Here is a 20,169-nt window from a genome sequence, read left to right as displayed (position 1 = left end):
GACTTGTGAATGGGACAGACTAAAGCAAAAGGACATGAAGGGAGTCAGTTGGCTTTGAAACAGTTTTTTCAGTTTGATGAGTTAGGTACGAATTATCGCAGAGAGATCATCGGCGGTTTAACGACATTTTTGTCGATGGCTTACATCTTGTTTGTCAATCCGATCACACTTGCTTTAGTAGCAGTACCGGATTTTCCAGATAAATTACGAATTGATCAGGGGGCTGTCTTTACAGCTACAGCGTTAGCTTCTGCGGCAGGTTGTTTCCTGATGGGATTGATCGCCAGGTACCCGATTGCAATTGCACCAGGTATGGGACTGAATGCGTTCTTCGCTTTCTCAGTTGTTCTTGGTATGGGAATCTCATGGCAGGCAGCACTTTCCGGTGTGTTTGTTTCAGGATTGATTTTCGTTGCTCTTTCTTTAACAGGTTTCCGTGAAAAAATCATCAATGCTATTCCGAGTGAGCTGAAGCTGGCTGTTGGTGCAGGGATTGGTTTGTTCATTACATTTGTAGGGCTTCAAGGCTCTGGCATTATTGCCAATAACGATAATACGCTCGTTTCGATTGGAAACATTCATAGTGGTCCTGTATTGTTGACGGTATTTGGAATCGTTGTGACTGTCATTTTAATGGTTCTTCGAGTGAATGCAGGTGTCTTCATTGGGATGCTTGTGACAGCCATTGCTGGAATGATCTTTGGTCTTGTGCCAGTTCCATCTCAAATTATCGGAAGCATTCCAAGTTTGTCTCCAACCTTTGGTCAAGCTTTGATTCACTTACCAGACATCTTCTCCATTCAAATGCTTGTGGTCATTTTAACGTTCCTATTCGTTGGGTTCTTTGATACAGCTGGTACACTTGTGGCTGTGGCGACACAAGCTGGTTTAATGAAAAATAATGAGCTGCCGCGTGCAGGAAGAGCGCTTCTGGCGGATTCTTCTTCTATCGTCGTCGGTTCTGTTCTTGGTACATCAACGACGACGTCTTATGTTGAATCTAGTTCAGGTGTTGCTGCGGGTGCCCGCTCTGGGTTTGCAGCCGTCGTGACAGGTATTTTCTTCTTACTTGCGATGTTCTTCTCGCCACTATTATCTGTCGTGACATCAAATGTAACGGCACCTGCTTTAATCATTGTCGGTGCACTGATGGTAGCACCTCTTGCGAAGATCGCATGGGATCGTTTTGAAATTGCGGTACCGGCTTTCTTAACCATGATTATGATGCCACTGACATATAGTATTGCGACAGGGATTGCAATTGGTTTCATTTTCTACCCGATCACCATGATCTTTAAAGGAAAAGCAAAAGAAGTGCATCCAATTATGTACGGACTGTTTGTCATCTTTATTCTATATTTTGCTTTCTTAAATCATTAATCGTTTGTCTGAAACAGCAGCTCATGGAGGCTGCTGTTTTTTGTAGGGAAATTTTAAAACCGTAGTTGACTTATAGGAATTATATGTTTATGATAAAAAGACATAATTCGCTGATTGGATCACCAAAGGCGCTTTGATTTCCTTTTTTCTATAGAAGGGTTCAGAGTGCCTTTTTTCTTGCATTCATCATAACGGGAGGGGATGACTTGTCACGCTGGCTTAGGCAGGTGATTGAGCGGAAAAAGCAGGTATTGATTGAGCAGCTCCTATTATGGGGGCATGAAGAAAAACATGAAGCGCTCATGCATTATACGATTCATGAGCTGGAAAATGAGGTTCTCTATTTAAAAGAGCGCAAGCAAAATTAGTGGGATGGGGGATGAGCGATGGATGAACAAAAGCTGAATTTTATTTTATCTGCCTTAAAAGGGATTGAATACGGGTCGGTGGTGATCACCATTCATAATGGACAAATTACACAAGTCGATACGACAGAAAAGACTCGTTTCCCCGCACACCAAGAGAATCTTCGGATTCAGAAAGCAAAGCAGGCGCGCTATCGTTCATGAAAAGTGATGAAAGATGATGAAAAGCTGATCCACTCATCAGCTTTTTTGTTTTGTCTTATTTTCTCTCCATTTAAAACCTCTTCATTCTTTTATCCGTCTATTCGTATGAACGTCAAGGAATCTTGACTGAATAGAGAGACTCCGCTACTTTAATAGGAGTCATCCGGACAGGTCACCTGAGCCTGTGCGGATTGTCTGAGATAGGAGTTGATATGGGATGTTAGAGAAAGATCAAGAGCAGGTTACATCTGAAATAAAAAACGAAAACGAAGAGCCATCAATAGATCAAGAAACGAGGCAGTCCCGCCTCAGCCGCAGTGCTGCAAAACGAGGAAGAACGGCTAAGCCAGCTAATGAAGAGCGTTCAGCCATTCAGCGCATTGCAAGAGGTGTAGGCGGTGCGTTTAAGCGCTATGGCTCATATGGGCTCGCGATGTTAAAATCACCGAGTCGTGCGATCCATCAAGCGGACACTTTACGCATGAAGTACGCCTGGATTTCAATTGTGTTATTCAGTGTGTTTTTTGCTTTAGGCAACTACGTTCAATTAAAGGCGTCAAAGACCCGTTTATTAGGTTTTGGTATTCATTATTCTTTTGGTGACGCCTTTTTGAAGGTAGCGGTCTTTACACTCATTCTGTTGACACTGATGATGCTGACGGTTTGGGTGCTCGGTAAGTACATGCTGAAAGGAAACATCTCGCTGAAAGAAGTGATCATGAAGTTCGGTGCCGTGCTTGTGCCGGTTTTGGTTTTATCTATCCTTTGGCTTGTATTTGCCATGCTGAATATTCCATATGTAACGGTGATTTTATCCGTCATGATGTTTTTCGGTCTTCAGCTGATTGCCATTGTGCTCTTCCGCTCCATTCAATCAGATCAAGAAGCTGTGCGGGGAGACTTGATGTATGCCGGCTGGGTCTTTTTGTTGATTGAGCTCGTCATCATTGCCCTTTTATGGGGCATTGTCGGAGAGTATTTGATCCCATCACTTGTTCCAGTTCGGTTTGGATAAAACACGTTTCAGCGTGTACTCGGTCTTTTTAAAATTCAAAGGTTTTCTATCACGCTGAAAAGAAGACAAAGGGTTAAAATAAAGTATATTTCAGCCCTTTATCAACCATCTAAAGCCTCCTTTTGAAAAAGGAGGTTTTTCATGTTGAGAAGAGGAAAAAACGGGTAAACTCTTGGTAACAAAGACCACCCCTTGTTGTCGAAAGATATATGTGTTTTTCTCGCGCAAATTTGATTGTATCAAGGTTTGTTCTCTAGTAGAATATGGGGTGCTTTATTTGATTTTTAGTGCAGGGGGTTCGAATCGTGCTTCAACAACTTTTATCCAATGCGTTCACCATGGTTTTGATTATTTTAGTGATTAACATTGTCTATGTCTCTTTTTCCACTATGCGTTTAATTTTAACAATGAAAGGCAGAAGGTATGCAGCCGCTTTTGCTGGTACTGTCGAGATGCTGATTTATGTCATTGGTTTGAGTATCGTGTTAGATAACTTAGATCAAGTACAAAATGTCATTGCGTATGCGCTAGGTTATGGAATTGGAATCATTGTCGGGATGAAAATTGAAGAGAAGCTGGCACTTGGCTACATTACTGTGAACGTGATTACAAAAGAAATCGATCTAGATCTCCCAAAACAATTGAGAGAAAAAGGATATGGCGTCACCAACTGGGTAGTAGGAGGTCTTGAAGGAGACCGGTCAGCGATGCAAATTTTAACACCGAGAAAATATGAACTGCAATTATATGAAACGATTAAAACGCTTGATTCAAAGGCGTTTATCATTTCGTATGAGCCCAAAACGATTCATGGCGGCTTCTGGGTGAAGGCTGTGAAGAAAAGGAGAATTAAAGAATGACCGCAAAACCAAAGAAAAAGAAATTCTACGTGGAAGACAACATGACGATTGATCAAGTGTTGTCCCAGATGGCGGAGGAAGGCTACTCACCTGTCCGACGAATGGAGGAGCCCATCTTTCAGGAAAAGAAGGAAAATGGGTCGATTCAGATCATTCCGATTGGGAAAAAAATCGTATTTGAGGGAAAAATACTCTAAATCCGAACATTAAAACGACGACTTCATAGATTGTTCGATAAATCCGTTGACATCATGAACATCCGTTGTTAAGATAAACATGAAATCAAAACACGAGCCTCATATAATCTTGGGAATATGGCCCATAAGTTTCTACCCAGTTACCGTAAATGACTGGACTATGCAGGATAGTGAACAAAACTGACATGGCGTTTTAAAAGCGAACAGCGCTTACCATGGCCCGGTTTGTGTTGCTTCCTAACAATGCAATACAAACCGGGTCTTTTTGTTCGGCGTTTGACAAGCTACTTAGGTTTGGGAAGCGTGTCAAACGATACAAAATCGAATAATAGCTTAAAGGTGGGGACAAAATGAAGCCGCTTGTAGGTGTCATCATGGGAAGTACATCTGATTGGGAAACAATGAAACATGCGTGCGATATCTTAGAGGAATTGAACATTCCGTATGAAAAACAGGTTGTATCCGCACATCGGACACCTGATTTGATGTTTGAATATGCGACTGAAGCAAGAGGTAAAGGACTCAAGGTCATTATTGCCGGTGCTGGAGGCGCAGCACATTTACCGGGGATGGTCGCAGCAAAAACGACACTGCCGGTCATTGGTGTGCCCGTACAATCAAAAGCATTAAACGGACTGGATTCCTTATTATCCATCGTTCAAATGCCAGGCGGTGTACCTGTTGCTACAGTGGCAATCGGCAAAGCCGGTGCAACAAATGCAGGGCTTCTAGCCGCACAAATGATTTCAGCATTCGATGAAGCCGTTGCAGCACGCCTTGAAGAAAGAAGAGAGCAAACAAAACAAACTGTATTAGAAAGCAGTGATCAGCTTGGCTAAGCAGACCATTTTTCCAAACGCAACCATTGGTATCATCGGCGGCGGACAGCTTGGCAGATACATGGCCGTCAGTGCAAAGCAAATGGGCTACCGTGCAGCAGTCCTTGACCCTGTCACACTTTCTCCTTGCGGACAGGTTGCTGATACAGAAATTACAGCCGCATACAGTGACCTTGAAGCGATCAGGCAGCTGGCGGACATCAGTGATGTGGTCACATATGAATTTGAAAACATTGATTATGATGCACTCAATCAGCTGAAGGAAGAGGCGTATTTACCGCAAGGAAGCGAACTCCTTCTTTTAACCCAAAACCGTGAAACGGAGAAAAAAGGGATTGTAGATGCAGGCTGTGAAGTCGCCCCTTATCGCATCGTTCATGATGAGAAGGAGCTGGAAGACGCAGTAAATGCGCTTGGTTTGCCAGCTGTGCTGAAAACATGCAGAGGCGGTTACGACGGTAAAGGACAGTACGTGATCAAAGAGAAGGATCAGCTTCATGAAGCGGCTGCACTTCTCACTCATGGGACATGTATTTTAGAAAGCTGGGTTCCTTTCCAAATGGAACTGTCCGTGATTGTGACGCGGTCTGTTCATGGGGAAATTGCGACATTCCCAGTCGCTGAGAACATTCATAAGCACAATATTTTATTCCAAAGCATCGTGCCTGCACGGGTAGATGGCAGCATTCAGGAGAAAGCAAAAGAGCTGGCAACAACGCTTGCTGAAAAGCTAGGGCTGGTCGGTACGCTTGCTGTTGAACTGTTCCTGACAAATGAAGGGAAGCTGCTCGTCAATGAACTGGCACCGCGCCCGCATAACTCTGGACATTACACATTGGATTTATGTGAGACGAGTCAGTTTGAACAGCACATTCGCGCCATATGCGGTTTGCCGCTTGGCGGAACAGCTCTTTTATCAGAGGGCATGATGGTGAATTTGCTGGGCGATGAAGTGGACATCCCAAAAGAACATCCTGAGCTTTTAAAGGAAGCGAAGCTTTATCTATATGGCAAACATGAAGTAAAAGCCGGCCGTAAAATGGGGCATATGACATTTATGAAACAGCTTGATGATGAATGGATGGCAAACATCACAAAGATATGGACTGAAAGAGATGGAGGAAACGGGAAATGATCGAACGTTACGCACGACCAGAAATGTCAGCAATCTGGACAGAGGAAAACAAATTTAATGCATGGCTTGAAGTAGAAATTCTCGCTTGTGAAGCTTGGGCAGAACTTGGCATCATTCCGAAAGAAGACGTTGTGACAATGCGCAAGAATGCAAGCTTTGATATTGGACGTATTTTGGAGATTGAACAAGACACGCGCCACGACGTGGTTGCCTTTACGCGTGCTGTATCTGAATCTCTAGGAGAAGAAAGAAAGTGGGTTCATTACGGGTTAACATCTACAGACGTAGTGGATACGGCGCTTTCATATCTATTAAAACAGGCGAACGATATTTTGCTCAAGGACATTGAGAGATTTGTTGACATACTAAAAGAAAAAGCAAAAGAGCACAAATATACAGTCATGATGGGCCGTACGCACGGTGTACATGCTGAACCGACAACATTTGGCTTGAAGCTTGCTCTTTGGTACGAGGAAATGAAGCGTAACTTAGAACGTTTTAAACAAGCAAAAGCCGGCATCGAATACGGCAAAATCTCTGGTGCTGTTGGCACATATGCGAACATCGACCCGTTTGTTGAGCAATATGTATGTGAGAAACTTGGCATCAAAGCTGCACCAATTTCAACCCAAACCTTGCAGCGTGATCGTCATGCAGATTACATGGCAACCCTTGCTTTAGTTGCAACAAGCATTGAGAAATTTGCTGTTGAAATTCGTGGTCTTCAAAAGAGTGAAACACGTGAAGTAGAAGAATTCTTTGCAAAAGGACAAAAGGGATCATCAGCGATGCCGCATAAACGAAACCCAATCGGTTCTGAAAATATGACGGGAATTGCCCGCGTCATCCGTGGTTATATGCTGACTGCTTATGAAAATGTACCGCTTTGGCATGAGCGTGATATTTCTCATTCATCTGCTGAACGCATCATTTTACCAGATGCAACGATTGCACTGAACTATATGCTGAACCGTTTCTCTAATATTGTGAAGAACTTGACGGTCTTCCCTGAGAATATGAAACGCAACATGGACCGCACACTTGGCTTGATCTACTCTCAGCGTGTTCTTCTTGCACTTATTGATACAGGTATGGCACGTGAAGAAGCATATGACACGGTTCAGCCAAAGGCGATGGAAGCTTGGGAAAAACAAGTACCATTCCGTTCATTAGTAGAAGCAGAAGAGAAAATCACCTCACGCTTAACACCTGAACAAATCGCTGACTGCTTCGATTACAACTATCACTTGAAAAATGTCGATATGATTTTCGAACGTCTAGGTCTTGCGTAAGAAATGGGCCGCCTGCTAGTCAGGCGCCTAATCCTGAAAATTGCCAACATTCAAATTAGGAGGCCAATCTGAATGACTGTGAAACAAGAACTTCTCTACGAAGGCAAAGCGAAAAGAATCTATCAGACCGATGACGAGCATATTTTATATGTTGAATATAAAGACTCAGCTACAGCATTTAACGGTGAAAAGAAAGCGGAAATTGAAGGCAAAGGCAGACTGAATAACGAAATTTCCAGCTTGATTTTTCAAATGCTACATGAGAAAGGGATCAACAATCACTTTGTGAAACGCCTATCTGAAACAGAACAGCTCATTCAAAAGGTAGACATCGTACCGCTTGAAGTCGTTGTGCGAAACGTGGTGGCAGGCAGTATGTCAAAACGTCTTGGGATTCCAGAGGGAACGAAACTGGACACACCTTTGATCGAGTTTTACTACAAAGATGATGCACTCGGCGATCCGCTCATTACAGAAGATCATATTCGCATTTTACATGCAGCGACACCTGAACAGGTCGAGGAAATGAAACAAATCACAAGACAAGTGAATGAAGAATTGAAGCAAATCTTCTCAGATTGCCATGTGAATTTAATTGATTTCAAGCTTGAATTCGGAATAGATCACGAGAATCGTATTTTGCTAGCTGATGAGATTTCACCTGATACGTGCAGGCTTTGGGATAAAGACACAAACGAAAAGCTTGATAAAGACGTGTTCAGACGAAACCTGGGCGGCTTAACAAATGCATACGAAGAAATTTTCAAAAGACTTGGAGGCCATAAACATGTATAAAGTGAAAATTTTTGTCAGCTTAAAAGAGAGCGTTCTTGATCCACAAGGAAGTGCCGTGCAGCACGCTTTGCACAGCATGTCTTATCAGGAAGTAAAGGATGTCCGTATCGGGAAATATATGGAGCTAGTCATTGAGAAATCAGATCGTGACTTAGATACAGTGGTCAAAGAAATGTGTGAAAAATTGCTTGCCAACACGGTGATTGAAGATTACCGCTATGAGGTGGAGGAGGTTGTCGCACAGTGAAGTTTGCAGTGATCGTCTTGCCTGGCTCTAACTGTGATATCGATATGTACCATGCGATTCAAGATGAGTTAGGTGAACAAGTTGAATATGTATGGCACGACGAAACGAGTCTTGATGGTTTTGACGGTGTACTCGTACCAGGCGGTTTTTCTTATGGGGATTACTTAAGATGCGGTGCGATTGCTCGTTTTTCTAACATCATGCCGGCTGTGAAAAAAGCAGCTGCGGAAGGAAAACCTGTTCTTGGTGTTTGTAACGGGTTCCAAATTCTTCAGGAGCTTGGCATTTTGCCAGGTGCAATGAGACGGAATAAAGATCTAAAATTTATCTGTCGTCCAGTTGAACTCATTGTAGAGAACAACGAAACGCAATTTACAAGCGGTTATCAAAAAGGTGAATCGATTACGATTCCTGTAGCACACGGAGAAGGCAACTTCTACTGTGACGAAGACACGTTAGCGAAGCTGATTGAACAAGGCCAAATCGCTTTCACTTACGGTGACGATATTAACGGCAGTGTGAATCGAATTGCAGGTGTAACGAATGAACAGGGCAATGTACTCGGCATGATGCCGCACCCTGAGCGCGCGGTTGATTCATTACTAGGCAGCGCAGACGGACTTAAATTGTTTCAATCTATCGTGAAAAATTGGAGGGACACTCATGTCACTACTGCTTGAACCAAGTCACAAGCAAATTAAAGAAGAGAAATTGTATCAGCAAATGGGATTGAGTGATGAAGAATTCGCTTTAATCGAATCCATTATTGGCAGGCTGCCAAACTACACAGAAACGGGTATCTTTTCTGTCATGTGGTCAGAGCATTGCAGTTATAAAAACTCAAAGCCTGTTTTAAGCAAATTCCCGACAAAAGGAGAGCATGTTCTTCAAGGTCCTGGGGAAGGCGCTGGAATCGTTGATATTGGAGACAACCAAGCGGTTGTATTTAAAATCGAATCACATAACCATCCATCTGCAATTGAACCGTATCAAGGAGCGGCAACAGGTGTCGGCGGAATCATCCGTGATGTATTCTCCATGGGTGCTCGTCCAATTGCGGTATTAAACTCTCTTCGTTTTGGTGAACTGACTTCACCGCGCGTGAAGTACTTGTTTGAAGAAGTAGTGGCAGGGATTGCAGGCTATGGAAACTGTATCGGTATTCCAACAGTCGGCGGAGAAGTTCATTTTGATCAAAGTTATGAAGGCAATCCGCTCGTTAACGCGATGTGTGTAGGGTTAATCAACCATGAAGACATCAAGAAAGGGCAGGCAAAAGGTGTTGGCAATACAGTCATGTACGTTGGTGCTAAAACGGGACGTGACGGGATTCACGGTGCAACATTTGCGTCTGAAGAATTTTCTGATGAATCAGAAGAAAAACGTTCAGCGGTTCAAGTCGGCGATCCGTTCATGGAAAAGCTTTTGCTTGAAGCATGTCTTGAAGTCATCAAAAATGATGCGCTTGTGGGCATTCAAGATATGGGAGCGGCTGGCTTAACTAGCTCAAGTGCAGAGATGGCAAGTAAAGCCGGTTCAGGTATCGAAATGAACCTAGACCTGATCCCTCAGCGTGAAACAGGCATGTCAGCGTATGAAATGATGCTGTCTGAATCCCAAGAGAGAATGCTGTTGGTCATTGAAAAAGGCCGTGAGCAAGAAATCATTGATATTTTTGAAAAATATGATCTTGAAGCAGTCTCAGTCGGTCATGTGACAGACGATAAAATGCTTCGTTTACTCCATCAAGGAGAAGTAGTGTGTGAGCTTCCAGTTGATGCACTTGCAGAAGAAGCACCGGTTTATCACAAGCCGTCAAGTGAGCCTGCATACTATCGCGAGTTTTTAGAAACAAAAGTGGAAGCTCCAGCGATCACAGATGCAGCAGATACATTGAAACAGCTGTTAAAGCAGCCAACGATTGCGAGTAAAGAATGGGTTTACGATCAATACGACTATATGGTTCGTACAAATACAGTCGTTGCACCAGGCTCTGATGCGGGCGTTTTAAGAATCCGTGGAACGAAAAAAGCCCTTGCGATGACAACAGATTGTAACGCACGTTATCTCTACCTTGATCCAGAGGTTGGCGGGAAGATTGCCGTTGCAGAAGCCGCGCGTAACATTGTCTGCTCAGGCGCTCGTCCGCTTGCAGTAACAGATAACTTGAACTTCGGTAACCCGGAGAAACCAGAAATCTTCTGGCAGATTGAAAAGTCTGCTGATGGCATTAGCGAAGCTTGCCGTACATTAAGCACACCGGTCATCGGCGGTAACGTCTCTTTATATAACGAGTCAAATGGAACAGCCATTTACCCAACGCCAGTCATTGGCATGGTTGGTTTGATTGAAGATACAGCTCATATTACGACTCAATCGTTCCAGCAGGCAGGTGATGTGATTTTCGTCATTGGTGAAACGAAGGAAGAATTCGCAGGCAGTGAGCTTCAAAAAATGACAGAAGGCCGTATCTACGGAAAAGCACCAGAAATTGATTTGGATGTAGAACTGGCGCGTCAAGAAGCCCTATTAGCAGCGATTCAAAACGGACTTGTTCAGTCAGCACATGATGTGTCTGAAGGCGGTCTTGGTGTAGCACTAGCTGAAAGTACATTTGGAACAGATGGTCTTGGCGCTGATATCCAGATCGATCTAAACAGCGCAGCATCACTATTCAGTGAATCACAGTCACGTTTTGTCGTCACAGTGAAACCAGAAAATCGCGAAGCGTTTGCTGCGGCTGTGCAAGATGCAAAAGAAGTCGGAACGGTCACAAATGATGGTGTATTCACTGTCAAAAATCAAGAAGGACAACAATGGATTCATGCGGCAGTCAACGAGCTTGAACGCGCATGGAAAGGAGCGATCCCATGCTTGCTGAAATCAGAGGCTTAAACGAAGAATGTGGCGTCTTTGGGGTTTGGGGACACGAAGAAGCCCCGCAAATCACCTATTACGGATTGCATAGCCTTCAGCACCGAGGACAAGAAGGTGCAGGAATTATTGCAACAGACGGTGAAAACCTGACGTCACACAAAGGCCTTGGACTGATTACGGAAGTGTTCCAAAACGGTGAGCTTAAGGATTTAAAGGGAAAAGGTGCGATCGGACACGTTCGGTATGCGACAGCAGGCGGAGGCGGCTTTGAGAATGTGCAGCCCCTCTTCTTCCGCTCGCAAAACAATGGCAGTCTTGCCCTTGCTCATAATGGAAACTTGGTCAATGCAACGCAATTAAAGCAGCAGCTAGAGAACCAAGGAAGTATTTTTCAAACGTCTTCTGATACCGAAGTGCTCGCTCACTTAATTAAGCGTAGCGGATATATGGATTTGAAGGATCAAATCAAAAATGCTCTGTCCATGTTAAAAGGAGCATATGCTTTCTTAATCATGACGGAAACAGAAATGATCGTAGCCCTTGATCCGAACGGGTTACGCCCACTTTCACTTGGTATGCTTGGAGATGCTTATGTTGTCGCTTCTGAAACATGTGCCTTTGATGTCGTTGGTGCTACGTATTTACGTGATGTAGAGCCTGGCGAAATGCTGATCATTAATGATGAAGGCTTAAAATCTGAGCGCTTCTCAATGAACATTAACCGCAGCATGTGCAGCATGGAATACATTTATTTCTCAAGACCGGACAGCAATATCAATGGCATCAACGTGCATAGTGCGAGAAAGAATCTTGGCAAGAAGCTTGCAGAAGAAGCACATGTCGAAGCAGATGTCGTGACAGGTGTACCAGACTCCAGTATTTCTGCAGCGATTGGCTATGCCGAAGCAACAGGTATTCCATATGAGCTAGGTTTAATTAAAAACCGTTATGTCGGCCGGACATTTATTCAGCCGTCTCAAGCATTGCGTGAGCAGGGCGTGCGAATGAAGCTGTCTGCTGTGCGTGGGGTGGTCGAAGGCAAACGTGTCGTCATGGTGGATGATTCCATCGTACGAGGAACAACAAGTCGCCGGATTGTGACGATGCTAAGAGAAGCAGGTGCGACGGAAGTGCATGTACGCATTAGTTCACCGCCAATCGCTCATCCGTGTTTTTATGGAATTGATACGTCTACACACGAAGAGCTGATTGCGTCATCTCATTCAGTGGAAGAAATTAGACAGGAAATCGGTGCAGACACCATTGCATTTTTATCTGTAGACGGTTTAATGGACGGGATTGGCAGAAAGTATGATGATCCGCAGCGCGGTCAGTGTTTAGCATGCTTTACTGGAAAATACCCGACCGAAATTTATGAAGATACTGTCCTTCCTCATGTGAAGGAAACAGTCCTGACGAAATAATCGAATAATGGAGCAGCAGTCAACGTGATTTGATATGCTGCTCTTTCATTCTGCCGAAAATATATGAAAGACAAGCAGATAAAAGGAGTGAATGGGATGTCAGAAGCATATAAAAACGCCGGTGTCGACATCGAAGCAGGATACGAAGCCGTTAAACGAATGAAAACACATGTAGAACGTACAAAAAGAGCAGGTGTCATGGGTGCTCTAGGCGGATTTGGTGGGATGTTTGATTTATCTGAACTGCCATACAAAAAGCCCGTTCTTGTCTCAGGAACAGATGGTGTTGGTACGAAATTAAAGCTAGCATTTTTAATGGATAAACACGATACGATCGGTGTAGATGCTGTCGCTATGTGTGTGAACGATGTACTTGCACAAGGGGCAGAGCCGCTCTTTTTCTTAGATTACTTAGCAGTTGGAAAAGCAGATCCTTTGAAAATTGAATCCATCGTCAAAGGTGTAGCTGACGGATGCGAGCAGTCTGGCTCAGCGCTTGTCGGCGGAGAGACAGCAGAAATGCCGGGTCTTTACACAGAAGAAGAATATGATATTGCTGGATTTTCTGTAGGTGTCGTTGAAAAAGATGAAATCGTCACAGGAGAGAACATCAAGGAAGGGCATTTGCTGATTGGACTCAGCTCTAGCGGAATTCATAGCAATGGCTATTCTCTTGTACGAAAAGTATTGCTTGAAGATGCGGGTCTAGATCTTCACCAAACGTATGAACCTTTTACAAGACCACTTGGAGAAGAGCTGCTTGAACCGACGAAGATTTATGTCAAGCCTGTTCTTAAACAAGTGAAAGCTGGCAAGGTTGACGGTATGGCACATGTGACAGGCGGCGGCTTTATTGAGAATTTACCACGTATGCTACCTGAAGGACTTGGTGTTGAGATTGATAACGGCTCATGGCCAGTTCCACCTATTTTCTCCTTTATTCAAGAAAAAGGGCAATTAAAAGCAGAAGAGATGTTCAATGTATTTAATATGGGCATCGGCTTTGTCCTAGCCGTCAAAGAGGATGATCTTGTGGATGTGATCAGCGGACTTGAACAAGACGGAGAGAAAGCCTTTCTTATCGGACGAGTTCAAAAAGGAGAAGGCGTCACTTTCGGTGGTGGAAGCCTCTCATGAAAAAGTTTGCGATCTTCGCCTCTGGAAGCGGGACAAATTTTCAAGCCATTATTGATACGTTAAAAGAAGAACAGTGGCCGGCAAAAGCCGCCATTGTGATCTGTGATAAACCGGGTGCGAAGGTGCTGGAGCGGGCAGAGAAAGAGGGCATTCCGTCCTTTTCTTTTACACCGAAGGCTTTCCCGAGTAAAGCCGCTTTTGAGCAAACCATCATTGAACAGCTGAAGCTGCATGAAGTGGAATGGATTTTCCTCGCTGGGTATATGCGACTGATCGGTCCGACATTGCTTGATGCATTTAGAGGGAAAATCGTGAATATCCACCCTTCTTTATTGCCAGCATTTCCTGGACTCGATGCGATTGGACAAGCCTATCAAGCAGGAGTCAAAGTGGCTGGCATCACGGTTCATTATGTCGATGAAGGCATGGATACCGGCCCGATTATTGACCAAGCAGCCATTCATATTGAACAAGGGGAAGACCTTGAATCCATTGAAAAAAGAATGCATGAATTAGAACATACACTATATCCAAAAGTGATCAAATCACTTTTAGAATTATCTTAATGAGGTGACAAAGGCATGACGATCAAACGCGCATTAATCAGTGTTTCCGATAAAACAAATCTTGTACCTTTTGTGAAAGAACTAACAGAACTTGGCGTTGAAGTGATTTCAACTGGTGGTACACACAAACTTCTTCAAGAGAACGGCATTAATGTCATTGGTATTTCTGAAGTGACTGGCTTCCCAGAAATCATGGACGGACGACTCAAAACGCTTCATCCGAACATTCATGGTGGACTGTTAGCAGTGAGAGAAAACGATGAGCATATGGCACAGATTGAAAAGCACGGCATTCAGCCGATTGATCTTGTCGTTGTGAATCTATATCCATTCAAAGAGACCATTTCCAAAGACGATGTCACGTATGAAGAAGCGATTGAAAACATTGATATTGGCGGACCGGGTATGCTTCGTGCTGCTTCTAAAAACCATCAGGATGTCACGGTGATTGTAGACCCGCGTGATTATGATTCTGTCGTTCAACAAATCAAAGAAGGCGGCGTCTCACTAGAGAAAAAACGTGAGCTTGCAGCAAAAGTATTCCGTCATACAGCTGCTTACGATGCCCTGATTGCGGATTATTTAACGAACTTTGTTGGTGAAACAGAGCCAGAACAGTTCACAGTTACATTTGAGAAAAAACAATCTCTTCGTTATGGAGAAAACCCGCACCAAGCGGCGACGTTCTATGAAAATGCGCTTCCAAGCAAAGGCTCTTTAGCTACGGCAACGCAATTACATGGAAAAGAACTTTCCTACAACAACATCAAAGATGCAGATGCAGCTCTTCAAATTGTACGTGAATTTACGGAGCCAGCGGCTGTGGCTGTAAAGCATATGAACCCATGTGGTGTTGGGACAGGTGAAACGATTGCAGAAGCATTTGACCGTGCATTTAAAGCAGATGAAACATCTATTTTCGGCGGCATTGTGGCGCTTAATCGTGAAGTAGACAAGCAAACGGCTGAGGTGCTCCATACGATTTTCTTAGAAATCGTCATTGCTCCATCGTTTAGCCAAGAAGCACTTGACGTGTTAACAGCGAAAAAGAACCTTCGTCTACTAACATTAGATGTAGAAGCAGATCTTGGGAAAAAAGAAAAGCAGCTCACAAGTGTTCATGGTGGATTGCTCGTTCAGGATATCGACACATACGGCTTAGAGGAAGCAACGATCTCTATCCCAACGAAAAGAGAGCCGACTGAAGACGAATGGAAAGACTTAAAGCTCGCTTGGAAAGTCGTCAAGCATGTGAAATCAAATGCCATCGTTCTAGCGAAGGATCAAATGACAGCAGGCATCGGCGCTGGTCAAATGAACCGTGTTGGCTCGGCTAATATTGCGATTGAGCAAGCAGGTGAAAAGGCAAAAGGCAGTGCACTAGGTTCTGATGCATTTTTCCCAATGGGCGATACAGTGGAAGCTGCTGCAAAGGCAGGCGTTACAGCGATCATCCAGCCAGGTGGATCTATTCGTGATGAAGAATCGATTCAAAAGGCAGATGAATACGGCATCGCCATGGTCTTCACTGGCGTTAGACATTTCAAACATTAAGGGGATGACAGTGTGAACGTATTAATTATCGGCAGAGGTGGAAGAGAGCATACCATCGCATGGAAAGTGAATCAAAGTGAACTTGTCAGCCAAGTATTTGTCGCACCCGGCAATGATGGAATGACAGACGCTGCGAAGCTTGTACCGATCGACGAAGGTGATCATGAGGCGTTAATTCGTTTTGCAAAAGACAATAACATCGGTTTAACAATTGTCGGTCCAGAGGTTCCTTTAATTGCAGGTGTCGTCGATGCATTTGAAGAAGCAGGTCTAAAGGTATTTGGACCGAATGCAAAAGCCGCAGTCATTGAAGGCTCAAAAGAATTTGCAAAAGACTTAATGAAAAATTATGAGATTCCGACGGCCGCTTACGCCACTTTTACATCGTTTGAAGAAGCGAAGGCATATGTGGAAGAAAAGGGTGCCCCAATTGTCATTAAAGCAGATGGGCTTGCCGCAGGAAAAGGCGTGACAGTGGCAATGACGCTTGAAGAGGCAATCAACTGCCTGCATGACTTTTTAGAGGATGAAAAGTTTGGCGATGCGAGTGCATCGGTTGTCATTGAAGAATTTTTAACAGGTGAAGAGTTTTCTCTGATGGCCTTTGTCAATGGAGAAAAGGTGTATCCGATGGTGATCGCACAGGATCATAAACGGGCATTTGAAGATGACAAAGGACCAAACACCGGCGGGATGGGCGCTTATTCACCGGTTCCACAAATTTCTGATGAAGTGGTACAAAAAGCGGTGGAAGACGTCGTCAAACCAGCAGCTCGCGCGATGGTGCAGGAAGAGCGTTCGTTTACAGGCATTTTATATGCAGGCTTAATGCTAACACCAGAAGGCTCAAAAGTCATTGAGTTCAATGCACGCTTTGGCGATCCTGAAACGCAAGTAGTACTCCCTCGTCTTGAATCAGATCTAGTCCAAGTCTTCCTCGACATTCTAGATGGAAAAGATGTGGACTTGCAGTGGAAAGACACAGCCGCTGTCAGTGTGGTTCTTGCTTCAGAAGGATACCCGGAAGACTACGCAAAAGGCACACCAATCGGTGCTTTGCAAACAACGGTCTCTGATGTTGTGACCTTCCACGCAGGAACAAAAAAAGAAAACGATCAATTTGTCACAAATGGCGGCCGAGTAGCAAATGTGACCGCATTTGACGACACATTTGAAGCAGCAAGATCAAGAGTGTATGAAGCGGTTGAAGAAATCATTCAGCCAGGTTTATTTTATCGCCGTGACATTGGCGCCCGTGCGCTGAAGGCAGCGGGGAAAAACGTTTAATCAAAACACCTTTCTATCTGACGAGATGGAAAGGTGTTTTTTCTTCTTCTGTTCATAGGAGGGATGCGGGCAGATGATGAAGAAGTAGTATGGGATTACGAATAGATTTAGGGAGGAAACATGGAAATCAAAGCATTTATCATCTTTGCAAACGTCATGCTTGTTTTATATCTCATAACTATAAATAACATCATGGTGACTGCCATTAAGCAGAATAAATTGAAAAAAGGCTTTGCCATTAGTTATATGATCCTATCCATTTTTTCTGGTATTGCTATTTCTTCATTTTTAATTTGGAAGTTTTTTTATTAGCTAAGAGGGGAATGAGTATATGGTGCAATTGAAGAAGCTTGCAAACGATCGTTTTTCTGCTTTGATCTGTATGGATTCATTTAACGAGAGAATTCGTTTGGATGATTATAGCGGCAGGGTGCGTGATGTGATTCAGTCCGTGCTTCAGGAAGCGGCGGACTGCAAGGCGTCTAAGGTCATTGTAAAAGTAAGGCGTGAGCATATGCCTCTTTTTTTAGAAAAAGGCTTTCGGCTTGAAGGCGTGTTTTCTCATTATTTCCTCGGAAGTGATGCATACGGCATGTCGCTCTTTCTGACCGAAGATCGAATGAACAGCCCATTTTGGTTGAAGGAAGATGAAATCGTTGCGTCTATTCAAGAAAAGCCGATTAAAAAAGACCAAGGCGTGTGGCAGGATGAGTATGTGATGAGGAAAGCCGGTCCAGAGGATGTGCACAAGCTGGCAGCGCTCTATGATACGGTCTTTGAAACGTACCCCACGCCAATGAATGAGCCAGATTACATCCGAAAGGTAATGGAGGAAGGGACGGTTTTTTATGCCGTTGAACATGACGGTCAACTTGTAAGTGCCGCTTCTGCTGAAATCAATGTACCGTATGGTCATGCAGAACTAACAGATTGTGCAACCCTTCCCACATACAGAAAACTAGGATTCATGCATCATTTGATTCTAGCCCTCGAACAAGAGCTTCAATCCATGCACATTTATGTCTTTTATTCTCTTGCCCGTGCACTGTCCTATGGAATGAATCAAGTATTTTATCAGCTCGGGTATACATACACCGGACGCTTTCAAAACAACTGCTATATTTTTGACAAAATTGAAGATATGAATCTATGGGTCAAAACGCCAAATGAATCATGAAATGGTTCTCATCTGATCAAGCAGACCAGATAGGCGGTACGCCATGATACTGAGCTGCAGCTTCATCCGATCATCAGTGGATTTGAGGCTGCAGCCTGTTCTCGTTTCAATTTGTTTCAACCGGTAGCTTAACGTATGCCGGTGAATAAACAATTCCCCCGCTGACTTTTGAATATTTTCATTGTGTGCCAAATACACTTCGAGTGTATGAATGAGGTCAGCCCCTTGTTTTTTTGTATAAAGCAGCGGGCTTAACAGCTCCACATAAAAGTCATGCAAATTCATTCCGGCTTCGTTCATTTCAAGCAACATCCCATATAGACCGAGCTTCTGATAATGAATGATGCTGTCATCTGTTTTCAAAAGAGGAAGAAGCCTTGCTGCATACTGGGCTTCTTTTGCACTTTTGGAAAAGAGACTGATCTGGTCGTAGGCTCTTCCAATGCCAATCACAATCGGATGGACGGGGAAAAAATAAGACCAAGTACTGCGGCATTCTTCTGATGCGCGATACCAATTTGTTTCTTGATACGTGTTTTTTCCTGCGGGTGTCAGAACGAAAATGGAATCAAGCCTTGCCTTTAATAAAAAAGGAATTTGTCTGCGTTCAAAAATGGATGTGAGCAATTGGGATAGGCGCTGCACCATTTGATGGTCGAGCTGTGTGTGCTGATGCTGAAATTGAAAGTAGATGACGACTTGTTCTTCGCTCATATCATATTGCAGCTTTCTTGCTTGTTCGATGACATAGCTTTCTTCTGTGTATTGCTGTTGCAGCATATCATCCAATAAATGCCCCTGCATTTGGTTTTCTGTATCTTGAATGGCTTTTTGTTTCAACCATTCAATCGCATACACCGCACCGGCATGCTCAATGGCGATGGCATCGAGATGGTGCCACGTCTCTTTTTTCTTTAACGCCACAATGAACCCGAAAATATCCCCCATTGCAATCACAGGGCATGCAGCTAGAACAAACGCACCATATGTGTCATAGACAAGCCGGCCTTTTTCCTCTGCCTGCTTGAGCAGAGAAGAGGTTTCAATCGGTTCGTCATCTGTTAGAAAGCCAAAAGCATGAGAATAGGTCACTTCGTCTGTTTCGAGATGAGCTGCTGTTTGGTGCAAAAACACATCCAACACGACGATATTTGCTGCTGTGAGATGTGCCAGTTCATCTGTAATTTGCGTGACATTTTTATTGCTCACATTTAAATGGGTCAGTCTTTGATGAATCGCGGAAGAATATTTGAGCTGATGGAGCTGACTGCTGACGATTTGTTCTAGAACGGCTTTTGTGATGTCTGAAAAATTGACATGGGGCGGAATCTCGATGAGCGGAATACCGCTATTTTCGGCGGCTTCAATGAGTGATGCGGGAATTTCCGTTAAGTACACGCCTTTATAAATGGCAATGGCTGAAAGACGATGAGATTGAATCAATTTTTCAAGCCGGATGCGTCTTTCTTTATTTTCTGTCAGCCCAAATCCAGTTGTAACAAGTAATTCTCCTTCGGAAAGTCTAGACGTGTCCTCAATAATTTCCACAATGGTCACCCACTGGATAAGACGATCCAGTCCATTTTCTCCAGCAAGCAGTTTGGTTTCTTTCATCATATCGAGCGAGAGTGCATCTTTGACGAGAATCGCCATAGACTCATGACCTCCTTTTGACCACTCTTATACACCATGTATAAAAAACACGTGTGAAATTCGGGCATATGGCGAATGGAGGATGACTGCCCTCTTGATTAAGCTAATCTTATACCAAGTATACAAAATTTTCTTGCGATTCATGTAAAAAGAAAAGTGCAGCTG

21 protein-coding genes and 1 riboswitch are annotated in these 20,169 nt (G+C 43.8%); of the genes, 20 read left to right on the top strand and 1 reads right to left on the bottom strand.

The genetic code is table 11. The annotated features are described in order from the left end of the window. Nucleotides 1-54 precede the first annotated feature (54 nt). The 20 genes from N521_RS11845 to ablB all read left to right on the top strand — a co-directional run bounded on the left by N521_RS11845 (nucleotide 55) and on the right by ablB (nucleotide 18,351). Nucleotides 55-1,380 (top strand): NCS2 family permease, encoded by a 1,326-nt coding sequence (locus tag N521_RS11845; protein WP_024719393.1) that lies wholly within the window; start codon nucleotides 55-57, stop codon nucleotides 1,378-1,380. Between the two features lie 206 nt (nucleotides 1,381-1,586). Further along, nucleotides 1,587-1,748, top strand: a complete 162-nt coding sequence (locus N521_RS19685) for a hypothetical protein (RefSeq protein ID WP_008344307.1) — start codon at nucleotides 1,587-1,589, stop codon at nucleotides 1,746-1,748. An 18-nt stretch (nucleotides 1,749-1,766) separates the two neighbouring features. After that, nucleotides 1,767-1,949 carry a YezD family protein gene (locus tag N521_RS11840; protein ID WP_025206857.1) on the top strand — a complete coding sequence of 61 codons (183 nt, stop codon included), beginning with the start codon at nucleotides 1,767-1,769 and terminating at the stop codon, nucleotides 1,947-1,949. A gap of 217 nt (nucleotides 1,950-2,166) precedes the next feature. Continuing rightward, nucleotides 2,167-2,964 carry a hypothetical protein gene (locus N521_RS11835; protein WP_035391452.1) on the top strand — a complete coding sequence of 266 codons (798 nt, stop codon included), beginning with the start codon at nucleotides 2,167-2,169 and terminating at the stop codon, nucleotides 2,962-2,964. A 305-nt stretch (nucleotides 2,965-3,269) separates the two neighbouring features. Next, the gene (locus N521_RS11830) at nucleotides 3,270-3,824 is read left to right on the top strand and encodes a DUF2179 domain-containing protein (protein WP_008344300.1); all 555 of its coding nucleotides are present in this window, start codon (nucleotides 3,270-3,272) and stop codon (nucleotides 3,822-3,824) included. Beyond that, nucleotides 3,821-4,021, top strand: coding sequence for an NETI motif-containing protein (locus N521_RS11825; protein ID WP_008344299.1), 201 nt, complete (start codon nucleotides 3,821-3,823; stop codon nucleotides 4,019-4,021). Before N521_RS11830 ends, N521_RS11825 begins: the two co-directional genes overlap by 4 nt. 79 nt (nucleotides 4,022-4,100) lie before the next feature. Beyond that, a riboswitch (purine riboswitch) is annotated at nucleotides 4,101-4,202 on the top strand. Between the two features lie 169 nt (nucleotides 4,203-4,371). Further along, on the top strand, nucleotides 4,372-4,860 hold the full coding sequence (gene purE, locus N521_RS11820) for a 5-(carboxyamino)imidazole ribonucleotide mutase (RefSeq protein ID WP_017359824.1): 489 nt from the start codon (nucleotides 4,372-4,374) through the stop codon (nucleotides 4,858-4,860). After that, nucleotides 4,853-5,995, top strand: coding sequence for a 5-(carboxyamino)imidazole ribonucleotide synthase (gene purK, locus N521_RS11815; protein WP_035391450.1), 1,143 nt, complete (start codon nucleotides 4,853-4,855; stop codon nucleotides 5,993-5,995). The genes purE and purK overlap by 8 nt, the downstream gene beginning before the upstream one ends. Further along, nucleotides 5,992-7,287, top strand: a complete 1,296-nt coding sequence (gene purB / locus N521_RS11810) for an adenylosuccinate lyase (RefSeq protein ID WP_008344295.1) — start codon at nucleotides 5,992-5,994, stop codon at nucleotides 7,285-7,287. Before purK ends, purB begins: the two co-directional genes overlap by 4 nt. Before the next feature lie 72 nt (nucleotides 7,288-7,359). Next, complete coding sequence (gene purC, locus N521_RS11805; protein ID WP_007496901.1) at nucleotides 7,360-8,082, top strand: phosphoribosylaminoimidazolesuccinocarboxamide synthase; 723 nt, start codon at nucleotides 7,360-7,362, stop codon at nucleotides 8,080-8,082. After that, nucleotides 8,075-8,329, top strand: a complete 255-nt coding sequence (gene purS / locus N521_RS11800; protein ID WP_003214349.1) for a phosphoribosylformylglycinamidine synthase subunit PurS — start codon at nucleotides 8,075-8,077, stop codon at nucleotides 8,327-8,329. Before purC ends, purS begins: the two co-directional genes overlap by 8 nt. Then, nucleotides 8,326-9,009 (top strand): phosphoribosylformylglycinamidine synthase subunit PurQ, encoded by a 684-nt coding sequence (gene purQ / locus N521_RS11795; protein WP_017359821.1) that lies wholly within the window; start codon nucleotides 8,326-8,328, stop codon nucleotides 9,007-9,009. The genes purS and purQ overlap by 4 nt, the downstream gene beginning before the upstream one ends. Further along, nucleotides 8,993-11,224, top strand: coding sequence for a phosphoribosylformylglycinamidine synthase subunit PurL (gene purL, locus N521_RS11790; protein ID WP_008344291.1), 2,232 nt, complete (start codon nucleotides 8,993-8,995; stop codon nucleotides 11,222-11,224). Before purQ ends, purL begins: the two co-directional genes overlap by 17 nt. Continuing rightward, a complete protein-coding gene (gene purF / locus N521_RS11785) occupies nucleotides 11,200-12,630 on the top strand; it encodes an amidophosphoribosyltransferase (protein WP_017359819.1) in 1,431 nt (476 codons plus the stop codon). The genes purL and purF overlap by 25 nt, the downstream gene beginning before the upstream one ends. A gap of 96 nt (nucleotides 12,631-12,726) precedes the next feature. Further along, nucleotides 12,727-13,767, top strand: coding sequence for a phosphoribosylformylglycinamidine cyclo-ligase (gene purM / locus N521_RS11780; protein ID WP_035391448.1), 1,041 nt, complete (start codon nucleotides 12,727-12,729; stop codon nucleotides 13,765-13,767). Beyond that, on the top strand, nucleotides 13,764-14,333 hold the full coding sequence (gene purN / locus N521_RS11775) for a phosphoribosylglycinamide formyltransferase (RefSeq protein WP_008344288.1): 570 nt from the start codon (nucleotides 13,764-13,766) through the stop codon (nucleotides 14,331-14,333). Before purM ends, purN begins: the two co-directional genes overlap by 4 nt. Before the next feature lie 15 nt (nucleotides 14,334-14,348). Further along, nucleotides 14,349-15,887, top strand: coding sequence for a bifunctional phosphoribosylaminoimidazolecarboxamide formyltransferase/IMP cyclohydrolase (gene purH / locus N521_RS11770; RefSeq protein WP_007496894.1), 1,539 nt, complete (start codon nucleotides 14,349-14,351; stop codon nucleotides 15,885-15,887). A gap of 12 nt (nucleotides 15,888-15,899) precedes the next feature. Then, entirely contained in the window at nucleotides 15,900-17,174 is a 1,275-nt protein-coding gene (gene purD, locus N521_RS11765; protein WP_024719399.1) for a phosphoribosylamine--glycine ligase, read from the top strand. A 120-nt stretch (nucleotides 17,175-17,294) separates the two neighbouring features. Beyond that, the gene (locus tag N521_RS11760) at nucleotides 17,295-17,486 is read left to right on the top strand and encodes a hypothetical protein (protein WP_017359816.1); all 192 of its coding nucleotides are present in this window, start codon (nucleotides 17,295-17,297) and stop codon (nucleotides 17,484-17,486) included. 19 nt (nucleotides 17,487-17,505) lie between these two features. Next, nucleotides 17,506-18,351 carry a putative beta-lysine N-acetyltransferase gene (gene ablB / locus N521_RS11755; protein ID WP_035391446.1) on the top strand — a complete coding sequence of 282 codons (846 nt, stop codon included), beginning with the start codon at nucleotides 17,506-17,508 and terminating at the stop codon, nucleotides 18,349-18,351. Here ablB and N521_RS11750 read toward each other — a convergent pair. Then, on the bottom strand, nucleotides 18,346-20,004 hold the full coding sequence (locus tag N521_RS11750; protein WP_035391444.1) for a PucR family transcriptional regulator: 1,659 nt from the start codon (nucleotides 20,002-20,004) through the stop codon (nucleotides 18,346-18,348). The two genes, ablB and N521_RS11750, sit on opposite strands and share 6 nt — an antisense overlap. Nucleotides 20,005-20,169 lie beyond the last annotated feature (165 nt).

This window comes from Bacillus sp. UNC125MFCrub1.1 (assembly GCF_000701305.1).
GTDB classification, from domain to species: Bacteria; Bacillota; Bacilli; order Bacillales; family Bacillaceae; genus Bacillus; species Bacillus altitudinis.
Note: the sequence above shows the minus strand (reverse complement) of the source record. Positions and strands in the feature narration are given on the sequence as shown.

Coding starts and splice junctions, on each gene's coding strand:
- N521_RS11840 (WP_025206857.1), top strand. CDS start 1,767: ATGGATGAACAAAAGCTGAATTTTATTTTATCTGCCTTAAAAGGGATT.
- purF (WP_017359819.1), top strand. CDS start 11,200: ATGCTTGCTGAAATCAGAGGCTTAAACGAAGAATGTGGCGTCTTTGGG.
- N521_RS11835 (WP_035391452.1), top strand. CDS start 2,167: ATGTTAGAGAAAGATCAAGAGCAGGTTACATCTGAAATAAAAAACGAA.
- N521_RS11825 (WP_008344299.1), top strand. CDS start 3,821: ATGACCGCAAAACCAAAGAAAAAGAAATTCTACGTGGAAGACAACATG.
- purN (WP_008344288.1), top strand. CDS start 13,764: ATGAAAAAGTTTGCGATCTTCGCCTCTGGAAGCGGGACAAATTTTCAA.
- ablB (WP_035391446.1), top strand. CDS start 17,506: ATGGTGCAATTGAAGAAGCTTGCAAACGATCGTTTTTCTGCTTTGATC.
- N521_RS11750 (WP_035391444.1), bottom strand. CDS start 20,004: ATGGCGATTCTCGTCAAAGATGCACTCTCGCTCGATATGATGAAAGAA.
- purM (WP_035391448.1), top strand. CDS start 12,727: ATGTCAGAAGCATATAAAAACGCCGGTGTCGACATCGAAGCAGGATAC.
- purH (WP_007496894.1), top strand. CDS start 14,349: ATGACGATCAAACGCGCATTAATCAGTGTTTCCGATAAAACAAATCTT.
- purE (WP_017359824.1), top strand. CDS start 4,372: ATGAAGCCGCTTGTAGGTGTCATCATGGGAAGTACATCTGATTGGGAA.
- purS (WP_003214349.1), top strand. CDS start 8,075: ATGTATAAAGTGAAAATTTTTGTCAGCTTAAAAGAGAGCGTTCTTGAT.
- purC (WP_007496901.1), top strand. CDS start 7,360: ATGACTGTGAAACAAGAACTTCTCTACGAAGGCAAAGCGAAAAGAATC.
- N521_RS11760 (WP_017359816.1), top strand. CDS start 17,295: ATGGAAATCAAAGCATTTATCATCTTTGCAAACGTCATGCTTGTTTTA.
- purB (WP_008344295.1), top strand. CDS start 5,992: ATGATCGAACGTTACGCACGACCAGAAATGTCAGCAATCTGGACAGAG.
- purL (WP_008344291.1), top strand. CDS start 8,993: ATGTCACTACTGCTTGAACCAAGTCACAAGCAAATTAAAGAAGAGAAA.